General features: G+C 71.5%; 12 protein-coding genes. 11 read left to right on the top strand and 1 reads right to left on the bottom strand.

Annotated features, from left to right (window positions below):
- Positions 1-113: 113 nt before the first annotated feature.
- The 10 genes from QRN49_RS17170 (at position 114) to QRN49_RS17125 (ending at position 8,288) form a co-directional block, all read left to right on the top strand.
- The gene (locus tag QRN49_RS17170; protein WP_182710718.1) at positions 114-629 is read left to right on the top strand and encodes a GNAT family N-acetyltransferase; all 516 of its coding nucleotides are present in this window, start codon (positions 114-116) and stop codon (positions 627-629) included.
- 62 nt (positions 630-691) lie between these two features.
- Positions 692-1,297, top strand: a complete 606-nt coding sequence (locus QRN49_RS17165; protein WP_284756872.1) for an HAD-IA family hydrolase — start codon at positions 692-694, stop codon at positions 1,295-1,297.
- On the top strand, positions 1,294-1,944 hold the full coding sequence (locus QRN49_RS17160; protein WP_284756871.1) for an HAD family hydrolase: 651 nt from the start codon (positions 1,294-1,296) through the stop codon (positions 1,942-1,944). Before QRN49_RS17165 ends, QRN49_RS17160 begins: the two co-directional genes overlap by 4 nt.
- A gap of 19 nt (positions 1,945-1,963) precedes the next feature.
- A complete protein-coding gene (locus QRN49_RS17155; RefSeq protein WP_502869019.1) occupies positions 1,964-3,724 on the top strand; it encodes an AMP-binding protein in 1,761 nt (586 codons plus the stop codon).
- An 18-nt stretch (positions 3,725-3,742) separates the two neighbouring features.
- Complete coding sequence (locus QRN49_RS17150) at positions 3,743-4,282, top strand: GNAT family N-acetyltransferase (RefSeq protein WP_284756870.1); 540 nt, start codon at positions 3,743-3,745, stop codon at positions 4,280-4,282.
- A 31-nt stretch (positions 4,283-4,313) separates the two neighbouring features.
- Positions 4,314-5,171: a hypothetical protein gene (locus QRN49_RS17145; protein ID WP_284756869.1), complete on the top strand. Its 858-nt coding sequence runs from the start codon at positions 4,314-4,316 to the stop codon at positions 5,169-5,171.
- A 49-nt stretch (positions 5,172-5,220) separates the two neighbouring features.
- Positions 5,221-5,706 (top strand): luciferase domain-containing protein, encoded by a 486-nt coding sequence (locus QRN49_RS17140; protein WP_284756867.1) that lies wholly within the window; start codon positions 5,221-5,223, stop codon positions 5,704-5,706.
- A 226-nt stretch (positions 5,707-5,932) separates the two neighbouring features.
- Complete coding sequence (locus QRN49_RS17135) at positions 5,933-6,853, top strand: ABC transporter ATP-binding protein (RefSeq protein ID WP_284756866.1); 921 nt, start codon at positions 5,933-5,935, stop codon at positions 6,851-6,853.
- Complete coding sequence (locus QRN49_RS17130; RefSeq protein ID WP_111055522.1) at positions 6,850-7,713, top strand: ABC transporter permease; 864 nt, start codon at positions 6,850-6,852, stop codon at positions 7,711-7,713. Before QRN49_RS17135 ends, QRN49_RS17130 begins: the two co-directional genes overlap by 4 nt.
- 95 nt (positions 7,714-7,808) lie before the next feature.
- On the top strand, positions 7,809-8,288 hold the full coding sequence (locus QRN49_RS17125; RefSeq protein WP_284756865.1) for a hypothetical protein: 480 nt from the start codon (positions 7,809-7,811) through the stop codon (positions 8,286-8,288).
- 12 nt (positions 8,289-8,300) lie between these two features.
- Here the strand turns inward: QRN49_RS17125 and QRN49_RS17120 are convergent, their stop codons facing one another.
- Positions 8,301-8,906 (bottom strand): dihydrofolate reductase family protein, encoded by a 606-nt coding sequence (locus QRN49_RS17120; protein WP_284756863.1) that lies wholly within the window; start codon positions 8,904-8,906, stop codon positions 8,301-8,303.
- A gap of 104 nt (positions 8,907-9,010) precedes the next feature.
- On the opposite strand from QRN49_RS17120, the gene QRN49_RS17115 reads away from it, so the two are divergent.
- Positions 9,011-10,966, top strand: coding sequence for a glycoside hydrolase family 43 protein (locus tag QRN49_RS17115; RefSeq protein ID WP_284756862.1), 1,956 nt, complete (start codon positions 9,011-9,013; stop codon positions 10,964-10,966).
- The last annotated feature ends 178 nt before the right edge of the window (positions 10,967-11,144 follow it).

Here is an 11,144-nt window from a genome sequence, read left to right as displayed (position 1 = left end):
GATGTGCGGCTGGTGAGCGCTCCGGGTGTTTCCCGGTCGTTGCAGGTGATTCGGCGTCGTCCGCCAGTCGGATTGGAACGAGTTCTCCGGTTTGCCACCCCTAGGCTCGGGTCATGCGGGGAACGACGATCCGACCGACCACGGAGGACGACTGGGAGTCCGTGCGGGCACTGCGGCTGGAGATGCTCCGGGACACCCCGAAGGCGTACGGGGAGCGGCTCGCCGACGCGGAGCGCATGCAGGAGCGTGACTGGCGCCGACGCGGCCGCCGTGAGCACGACGTCGGCGGGACCACCCTCGCCGCCATCGACGCCGACGGCCGGTGGGTCGGGACGATGGGCGTGTTCGTACCCGGCCCCCGGGTCGGGCCGCTCCTGGTCGGCGTCTACGTCGCACCGTCGCACCGGGGTCGTCCCGCCGGTGTCGCCGATGCGCTGCTCGACGAGATCGAGGTGTGGGCGGCTGCACACGGGTCGGCACTGCGGCTGCACGTGCACGCGGGGAACACGCGTGCGCAGGCCTTCTACGCTCGACGTGGCTACGAGCCGACGGGGGCGACCGAGGCGTACGTGCTCGATCCGAGCGAACTCGAGCTCGAGATGATCCGGCAGCTGCGGGGATCGCTGTGACCGGCGGGGCGGCCGGAGCTGCCGGAGCTGCCGGGCCCGCCGTGCGGTGGCTACTGTCCGACGTGGGCGGCGTCCTCGAGCTCGTCGACGACGCCGCCTGGCCCGGACGCTTCCGGGCGCGGTGGGCCGAGCGGCTCGGGATGACGACGGACGACTTCTCCGCACGCCTCGCTGCGGCCGACCTGCCCGACGCCTCCCGTCAGACCGGCGTCGTCGACCGGTACTGGGGTGCGATCGGGGCAGCGCTCGAACTCGGGGCCGATCAGCTCGCCGTCATGCGGGCCGACTTCTGGGATGCGTACTGCGGAACCCTGAACCAGCCGTTGTACGACTTCCTCGCCGGACTCCGGGGCACGATCGGCCTGGCGATCCTGTCGAACTCCGGCGACGGTGCCCGAGAGGAAGAGGAGCGACGCTTCCGGTTCTCGGCGGTGTTCGACCCGATCTGCTACTCCCACGAGATCGGCGTGAACAAGCCCGATCCCGAGGCGTTCCGGATCACGCTCGAGCGCCTCGGGGCGGATCCGGAGGAGGTGTTCTTCGTGGATGACGTGCCCGAGAACATCGAGGCCGCACGTGCGCTCGGCATCGGGGCGCACCTGCACGTCGACACCGACGAGACGATCCGGGTGCTCGATGCGGTCGTGCGGGGGAGCAGCCGAGAGTGACCGTCGGCATCGTGTTCTTCGACGTCGACGGAACCCTCGTCAGCCCCGGTTCCAGCAGCAGCTTCCTTGCCGCCCGGCTCGGGCACCAGGACATGCTCGACGACGCAGAAGCCCGCTATGCCGACGGCGATCTCACCAACCAGCAGGTCAGTGAGGTCGACGCACTCGCGTGGCGTGGCACGTCCGTCGCGACGGTCGACCGGTGGCTCGACGACCTGCCGGTGTTGCCCGGAACCGAGACCGTCGTCGCGTGGTGCCGTGCCCACGACGTCGAACCCGTGCTCGCGTCGCTCGCGTGGCAGCCCGTGACCCGTTCCCTCGCGCGGCGGTTCGGTTTCGTCCCGAACGGCGGGCCCCGAGTCGGCGAGCACGGCGGCGTCCACGACGGCACCGTCGCCGAGCACTTCGACGAGTTCGACAAACGGGACCGGGCGCTCGCGATCGCTCGCGACCTCGGTGTGCCGATCGAACACTGCTGCGCCATCGGCGACAGCCGCTCGGACATCCCGCTCTTCCAGGCGCTCCCCAGTGCGTTGGCGCTCAATGCGAGTCCGGCGGCACGTGCGGCCGCGAGTGACGCGATCGACGCGGACGACCTCTCGCGCATCATTCCCTGGCTCGACCGCTGGCTCCGGGATCTCGCCTGATCGATTGGCTCCGAGCCCGATGCGGCATGATCGGTCCGTGCCTGATGTGAACCCGACCGCCGCGTACCGTGCCGCCCGCGACCAGCTCCTCGCCGCGGACTCTCCCGAAGCAGCGCGCGCCGGGTTCCGCTGGCCGGACGTCGGGGACACGTTCAACTGGGCCACCGACTGGTTCGACGTCATCGCGACCGACAACAGCCGCACCGCGCTCTGGATCGTCGAGGAGGACGGTCGTGAGCAGCGGCTCAGCTACGCCGAGATGGCCGCACGGTCCGATCGGCTCGCCGCGCGTCTGCACGGCTTCGGCGTCCAGCAGGGCGACAACGTCCTCGTCATGCTCGGCAACCAGCTCGAGCTCTGGGAGACCATGCTCGCCGTGATCAAGCTCGGTGCGGTCATCCTGCCGACCTCGACGATGCTCGACACCGCTGACCTGCAGGACCGCGTCGACCGGGGCTCGGTGGCGCACGTCGTCACGAACCGGAGCGAGACGCACAAGTACGACGACGTCCGCGGGTCCTTCACACGCATCGTCATCGGCGGTCCCGCTGACGGGTGGACGGAGTACCCGAGCGACCTGGGTGAGCCCGCTCCCGCTGATGAGGTCCGCCCCCACGTCGTCACGCGCACGACCGACCCGTGCCTGGTCTACTTCACGTCCGGCACGACGTCGAAGCCGAAGATGGTCGTGCACACCCAGACGTCGTACCCGGTCGGGCACCTCAGCACGATGTACTGGCTCGGCGTCCGACCCGGCGACGTGCACCTGACGATCAGCTCGCCCGGGTGGGGCAAGCACGCCTGGAGCTGCTTCTTCGCGCCGTGGATCGCGGAGGCCACCGTGTTCATCCACAACACCGCGCGCTTCGACCCCGCCGCACTCCTCGCGCAGCTCGAGCAGGCCGAGGTCAACACGTTCTGCGCGCCGCCGACCGCGTGGCGGATGATGCTGCAGTCCGACCTCGGCGCGAAGCCGCGCGCGCTCCGTGAGCTCATCTCGGCCGGCGAGCCGCTCAACCCCGAGGTCATCGGCCGGGTCGAGGCAGCGTGGGGGCTCACCATCCGCGACGGCTACGGGCAGACCGAGACGACGGCGATCATCGGAAACGCCCCGGGCGCCGCCGTGACACCCGGCGCGATGGGCACGCCGCTCCCCGGCGTGACCGTGACGCTGCTCGACCCCGTGACCGGCGAACCGGGCGACGAGGGCGAGGTCTGCCTCGACCTCACCGAGCGGCCCGTCAACCTGATGGCCGAGTACCTCGGTGACCCCGACCGCACCGCCTCGTCGATGCGCGACGGTTTCTTCCACACCGGCGACATCGCCGTCCGCGACGCCGACGGCGAGCTGACGTTCATCGGCCGCACCGACGACGTCTTCAAGTCCTCGGACTACAAGGTGTCGCCGTTCGAGGTGGAGAGCGCCCTGCTGCGGCACCCGGCCGTGGCCGAGAGCGCGGTCGTCCCGGCACCCGACGACGCCCGTCTCAACGTCGTCAAGGCGTACGTCACGTTGGCCACCGGATGGGAGGCGTCGGCCGACACCGCCAGGCAGGTCCTGGAGTACGCACGCACGGCTCTCCCCGCCTACGCGCGCGTCCGCCGGGTCGAGTTCGCGGAGCTCCCGAAGACCATCTCGGGCAAGATCCGCCGCGTGGAGCTCCGGGAGCGCGAGGAACAGTCGGTGACCAACGGCACGCGCGCCGAGGCAGAGTGGCGCGACGACGAGTTCCCCGGCCTCCGCGCACCCCGCCCGCAGGCCGGGCCCGCTGCCGGCTGACGGTCGGGGAGACCACACATGGTCGTCGTGCTGCGCCCGTGGTCGCTCGACGACGCGGCTGCGCTCTTCGTCGCCAGCCGGTCGAACCCGGACCTCGCGACGCAGTTCCCGGACGTCGGGCTCGATGACGAGGAGCAGGCCCGCGCGCACATCAGGGGCGCCCTGCGGTTCGACGAGCAGGCGAAGAACTGGGCGATCGTGGAGGACGGAGTCGCGGTCGGCAACGTCGGACTCGCGGCGATCGAGTTCCGGCACGCCACGGCCTGGGCGCACTACTGGCTGGCGGCCGATGCTCGCGGCCGTGGGCTCGCCACTCGTGCGTTGACGAGTGCGTCGACCTGGGCGTTCGACGCCGGGCTCTTCCGCCTCGAACTCGGACACCGCTCGAACAACCCCGCGTCGTGTCGAGTCGCCACGACCGCCGGGTTCCGCGCGGAAGGCGTCGAACGGCAGAAGCTCCGGTACGGCTCGGAGCGGTTCGACGTCGAGACGCACGCCCGGCTGGCGACCGATCCGGTGCCGGACCTGCCGGCGTTCGAGGTCTGGGCGACGTCCTGACGGCTGCCCCGGTCAGTCCTAGGCTCGGCACGTGGAACTGATCAAGGACGTCTCGCGCGGCGACTGGTTGCTGGCCCGGGCCGGCTCGTTCGCCACGTTCGGCGGCGTCGCGGGCACCGGGTTCGAGGCGTACGCCCGGATCCTGCACCCGCTCCGAGCGGATCGCGAAGACCGTACGACCGTGGATGAGTACGACGAGCACCCGGTCCTCGAATCGGCCGAGTGGCGCTGGGCCGACGTCGCCGAGCGCACCCGTCGGACGATCGACCCGCTCGTGTCGTGGCAGACGCTCAGCGGTCGGGACGACGAGTCGGACCTGCCCTTCGAGGACGGCTGGGTCGTCCATCCACCCGAAGAAGGCTGGTACGAGCCGACGCAGCTCGCCGCACTCACCGAGCTCCTCGCCGAGGCGACGTCGACCCCGGTCGACCTGGTCGGGGCGATCTGGGACGGATGGGGGGACCTGAACGCGTCGACGTTGGGCTTCGGGTGGCAGGGGAACGGCGAGCCGACGGCGGCCGAGCGCGTGGAGATGCAGGCGCACATGGCCCGGGCCCAGGCGCAGCACCGGCGGGAGCAGGCTGCGCTCCGGGAGTCGCTCGCGGGTCCGCGCTTCCTGTGGCCGGCCCGCGAGTGCTTCCTGCTCTCCATGTCCCTGCCGCAGCTCAGCGACCCGTCCTGGACGGACGACGCCCGCGTGGGCACGTACGTCGATGTCGGGCACACCCCGCAGATGCTCTGGCCCGAGGGGCACGAGTGGGTGCTCGCCACCGAGATCGACTGGGACTCGACGGTCGTCGCAGGCTCACGGTCACTCGTCGACGCGGTCCTCGCCGACGCCCGGTTCGAGGCGTACGAGGTCGACGCAGACGCTTCCCCCTCCTCGTGAGGGCCCGAACAGGAGCGACGCAGCCCGGCCGAGCCGGTATCGTCGAGCGGTGATCAGGTCCATCCGTCGCGGCGAACGGCCCGCCGTGTCCGACGCCGGTCCCCAGCGGCAGCTCACCGACCGCGCGACGCCGGAACTGTGGGGAGCGCTCGTCGGGAGTGCCGTCGCCCTGCCCGGCGTCGAAGAGGGGCACAGCCAGGTGTCGCCGGCGTCGTCACGCGCGTTGTTCCTGCGCGATCAGCACGACCACGTCGTCCCGTGGACGTCACTGGCGCCGGACGGACGACTCGAGCCCGTGCACCTGCACGGCGTCGAGGACACCTCCGTCCACCTCTGCCTCCCGGTCGCACGTGGAGCCGAACTGACCGAGCTCGGCTGGGCGATCCCGCACCAGTACGAGGACCACGGAACCGAGTTCATGGTCTACGGCCCGCGCGACGCCGAGGAACTCGCGGTCGTGCTGTCGATCATCGAGGAGAGCCTTGCGTTCGCTCGCGACCCTCGGGATGAGCGTCCGGCCCACCAACCTGCGTGAGCGCTGCGCGCCGGCCTTTCGCCTCCAGCGACACCTCGCGGCCGGCAGCACGCGTGAACTGTCGCCCAGCGCGAAAACCCGCGCGACGCCGGCCCCGCGGCCCACGCGCCCCCGCGCCCCCGCCCCCGCGCCCCCGCGCCCCCGCCCCCGCGTCACCCTGTGGGAGCACACATCTCCCCCCAACGGCGGACGCGGCACCGACGGCCCCTCCCGTAGCGTCGAGGCCGTGATCGAAGTCAGCCATCTCACCAAACAGTACGGTCCGAAGACCGCCGTGGACGACGTCTCCTTCGTCGTGCGTCCCGGCAGTGTGACCGGCTTCCTCGGGCCCAACGGCGCCGGGAAGTCCACCACGATGCGCATGATCATGGGGCTCGACCGGCCCACGTCGGGCACAGCCACCGTGAACGGCCAGCCCTACACGAGCTTCCGCGACCCGCTCCGGCAGGTCGGCGCCCTGCTCGAGGCGAAGGCCGTGCACTCGGGCCGCAGCGCCTACAACCACCTGCTCTCGCTCGCGGCGACCCACGGCATCCCGAAGTCCCGCGTGCACGAGGTCATCGACATGACCGGCCTCGACTCCGTCGCGAAGAAGCGCGTCGGCGGGTTCTCGCTCGGCATGGGGCAGCGCCTGGGAATCGCTGCCGCACTGCTCGGTGACCCGAAGACCCTGATCCTCGACGAGCCGGTCAACGGCCTCGACCCCGACGGTGTCGTGTGGGTGCGTCAGCTCGCTCGCCGCATGGCCGCCGACGGCCGCACGGTGTTCCTCTCCAGCCACCTGATGAGCGAGATGGCGCAGACCGCCGATCGCGTGGTCGTGCTCGGCCGGGGCAAGGTCCTCGCCGACGCCCCGATCGCCGAGTTCGTCGCCGGTGGCGGCGCCGCTGCCGCCGTCAGCCGTGTCATCGTCCGGACGCCGGACCCGAACGGTTTGTTCACCGCGATCGGCCCGAACGCCGCGGTCACCCAGCGCGAGGACGGCTCGTTCCTCGTCGTCGGGCCCGACGCACCGACGGTCGGCAACATCGCCGCACAGGCAGGCGTCCCCCTGCACGAACTCACCCCGACCGGCGCGAGCCTGGAGGAGGCCTACATGGCCCTCACCCGCGACGACGTCGAGTACCGATCGGAGGGCACCCGATGAGCGCCACCACCTCGCCCACCACGCCGTCGACCCGGATGTCCGGCTCGACCCGCCTGTCGTTCCCGCACCTGGTGCGGAGCGAGTGGATCAAGCTGCGCAGCATCCGGTCCACGTTCTGGTGCTACGCGATCCTGGTCGTCCTCACGATCGGCATGGCCGCGCTGATCGGGGCGAACACGAACAGCGGCGGACAGGAGCTGCCGACGGACCTCGCCAACGGCACCTTCGTGAACGCCAACGCCGTGGGCGTCCTGCTCTCGTCGCTCGTCGTCGGCGTGCTCGGCGTGCTCATCATCACCGGTGAGTACGGCACGGGCCAGGTCCGCTCGACGTTCACCGCCGACCCGCGGCGCACCGGCGTGATCCTGGCGAAGGCCACCGTCCTCGCCATCGCGACCTTCGTCGTCAGCGCCGTCGCCACCTGGATCGGCGTCCTCATCTCGCTCCCGCTGCTGGCCGGCAACGGTGTCGAGCCGGAGCTCGGTGACCCGTCGGTGTTCCTGCCGATCCTCGGTTCGTCGGTCTTCCTGACCCTGCTGGCGCTCCTCGCGTACGGCATCGGTCTGCTCGTCCGGTCGAGCGCCGGCGGCATCGCGATCACGCTCGGCCTCCTGCTGGTCGTTCCGGGGGTGCTCGCACTCATGAGCGGACTGATGAAGGTCGACTGGCCGATGGACATCGCGGCGTTCCTGCCCGACTCGGCCGGCGGCCAGCTCTACGCCTACTCGTACGACGGCGCGAGCACGGTCGACAACAGCGGGGTCGTGCTGAACGGCTGGGGCGGCTTCGGCGTCCTCGCCGCCGAGGTGCTCGTCGTGGGTGGCCTCGCCCTGACGCTCGCGCGCCGGCGCGACGTCTGACGCGTCCACCCCACGGCCGGGAGGTGCGGTGCCAGCCGGCACCGCACCTCCCGTCGTTCCGCGGTGCGAGTCCAGGGCCTCACTAGGCTCACAGCGTGCGTTCCGTCCCCGCCCTGCTCCTACCCGCGATCGCGGGTGTGCTCCTGCTGGCCGGCTGCGCCGGGCCGCCGCCCGTCGACGAGGCAGCGCTGTCTGCCTGGGAGAAGCGGCAGCGAGCAGTCGAGTCGGACACCGAGCTCGGCGCCTTGTTCGCCGCGGTGTCGCCCGGGGACGACGACAGTGACGCACCGGGCACGGGCGTCACCATCACGTTCCCGCATCCGGAGTCGGTCGACCACCTCGAGTTCTCGTGCTTCGGGGACGGGCACATGAGTGGCTCCTCCACCATCGGGTCGGCAGGCGCCTCGCAGACCCGACCGACAGATCCGATGTCCTGCCGGGACGGTTCACAGCGGATCGACCTTCCGGCGGAGCTGCGTCCCCGGGCGGACAGCGTCTCCTTCAACGGGTTCGGCAGTGACCGCGACAGCGCCTGGTACGTCCGGGGCATCGCCACCGAGCCCGTCGAGGACTGACGTTCCGAGCGCTCAGGACCGCCGGACGTCGTACCGGTGCAGGGTGACGCCGTTGTCGTAGCGCTGCTGCTCGAGCAGGTCGAGCTGCACGAGCGGACGGTGCCCCGAGCGCGGCGGATCGAACAGCGGCCGACCGGCGCCGAGCACCGACGGGTGCGTGAAGAGCATGACCTCGTCGAGCAGCCCGGCATCGAGCAGCTGACTCGCGACGCTCGGCCCGCCCACGCCGATGTCGCCCTCACCGTCGGCACGGATCGCGGCCAGCTCGGTGATCGCGTCGCCGTCGCCACCGATGACCCGGGTGTCGTGATCGGCGGTCGTCCGGGTGCGGGACACCAGGATCTTCGGCTGCGCGGTCCAGATCTCGCCGTACTCGCGCAGGTACTGCGGCATCGACTCGTCGTGCCGGGCATCCGGCCAGAACGGGTCCATCATGTCGCGCACCACCCGGCCCTCGACGGACAGGGTCATCGCGGCGGCGCGGGCGTTGAACTCGCGGTGCAGCGGCTCGTCGATCCGGATCCAGTCGGGTCCGTCCAGGCCGTCGTGCTCGCCGGGGGCCCGTTCGACGAACCCGTCGACGGAGACGTTGATCCAGTAGACGAACCTCGCGGGCATGGCATGACTCCTTCGTCGAGCCGAGCGTACGCTCGCGCACGTCGCCAGGCGACACCCGCAGTCCCTCCAGCAGCACCTCCCTCAACGACGAGAGCAGGTCCGGCATGCGCCGATCGTCCACCGCACTCCTCGCCGTCGTGACGTTCCTCGGCGTCGCGACCACGGGCCTCCAGGCCGGACCAGCGGATGCGTCCGCGGTGCCGGGCGGGACCACCCGGGCAACCACGACCACGACCGTGGCGTCGAGTGCCGCCAGCCGGCACGGCCGCGCGGCACCCAGCCACCAGAACCCGGTCGCGCTCAGCCTGCCGGACGAGCAGACGGCGGCGAGCTGCGCGGACCCGACCGTGATCCACGGAGCCCAACGCGACCGCAACTGGTACCTGTACTGCACCACCGACGCGCTCACTGCGACGGAGCAGAACCCGGACGGGTCGCTGGTGCAGCACGCCGTGCCGACGTACCGGTCGACCGACCTGACCCACTGGACGTACGTGAACGACGCGTTCCCGACGAAGCCCGCCTGGGTGGGTGACGCGAACGGGATCTGGGCGCCGGACGTCGTGTACCGCGCCGGGGACCGTGGCCGGGCGGGCACCTGGTACCTGTACTACGCGGCCTCGGACACCCCGTCGGCAGCGGGACCGAGCGGCGGCGGCTCCGCGGTCGGGGTGGCGACGAGCTCGAGCCCGACCGGCCCGTGGAAGGACTCCGGCCGCCCGGTCGTGGCACCGCAGACCGCACCGAACGGCGACGGAGCACGGTGGGCGTTCGACCCCGAGGTCATCACCGACAAGGGCACGACCTACCTGTACTTCGGCAGCTACTTCGGCGGCGTGAACGTCCGACGCCTCAGCGCCGACGGCCTGCGCTCCGACCCGTCGACCGAACGGCAGATCGCGATCGACAACCGCTACGAGGGTGCGTACCTGATGCGGCACGGCGGCTGGTGGTACTTCATGGGCTCCGCCACGAACTGCTGCAACGGTGCCCTGACCGGCTACGGCGTCTTCGTCGCCCGGTCGCGGAGCCCGCTCGGGCCGTTCACGGACCGCGACGGCGTGGCGATCACGAGCACCCGGGTCGGCGGCACGCCCCTGCTCGCGCAGAACGGCAACCGGTGGGTCGGCACCGGCCACAACACCGTGGTCACCGACTTCGCCGGCCAGGACTGGATCATCTACCACGCGGTCGACCGCGCCGACCCGTACTACGCGGGGCAGCCAACCTACACGAAGCGGCCGGCGCTGATCGACCCGCTCGACTGGCAGGGCGGCTGGCCGGTCGTCCGCGGTGGAGCCGGGCCGTCCGACACGGTGCAGCCAGGGCCGGTCGCGCAGCCGGGGCAACGGCCGACGTACCGGGCGTCGACCGCCCCCGTCGACGTGCCGGGTCGGACGATCCGCGCGCTGTCGACCTCCTTCGACGGTGCCGAGCTGCCGGGGGCGGCGCCCGGAGCGCTGCCCGGAGCGCTGCCGGCCCAGCTCGCCTGGACGCGTGAGCCCGAGCCGTCGACCTGGGCCATCGCTGACGGCACGTTCCGCTGGCAGACGCAGGACGCCGACATCCACCCGCCGGCGACGCCGCTCGCATCGGTGTTGTCCGAACCGGCGCCCCGTGGGGACTACGTGCTCCAGACCACGGTCGGGGTGGACACCCCGGCCAACGGCGACGGTCTCAACTACGTGCAGGGCGGCCTGATCGTGTGGGGTGACGACGGCAACTACGTCCGCCTCACCTCGAACTCGATCTTCAACACCCGCCAGACCGAGTTCGGCAAGCAGGTGTCCGGGCAACCGGCCGGGGCGCCGAGCTACGGCAACATGGTCGTCGGTCCGGTCGGGGACACCACCACGCTCCGGATCGTCCACCGGGAGGTCCGGGGTGAGGACCGGTACACGGCGTACACCAGCCTGGACGGGCGGCACTTCGTCCGGGGCGGGACCTGGACGGCGGACCTCGGCAGGGCACCCCGCGTCGGGCTCATCTCGCTCGGGGGCCCCGGCTTCACCAGCACCTTCGAGGACCTCCGCGTGAGCACGGTCGCGACGCGTCGCTGACGGGGCGGACGGGTGGCGCCGGGATCGCAAGACACCGGTGTTCGCAGGCTGAACCGCGGTCTGCGCGTGTTCGACCCGCGAACACCGGTGTCTTGCAGGCCGCACGGCGGCGCCGCCGCACGGCCCCGTTCAGCCGCGAAACGTCGCCCGTCACCGAGATACCCGTCGGGATGCGAAG

This window comes from Curtobacterium sp. ME-Dv--P-122a, from assembly GCF_030209645.1.
In the GTDB taxonomy this organism is placed as follows: Bacteria; Actinomycetota; Actinomycetes; order Actinomycetales; family Microbacteriaceae; genus Curtobacterium; species Curtobacterium flaccumfaciens.
The sequence above is the reverse complement of the archived record's forward strand: the minus strand, read 5'-3'. Positions and strand labels throughout refer to the sequence as shown.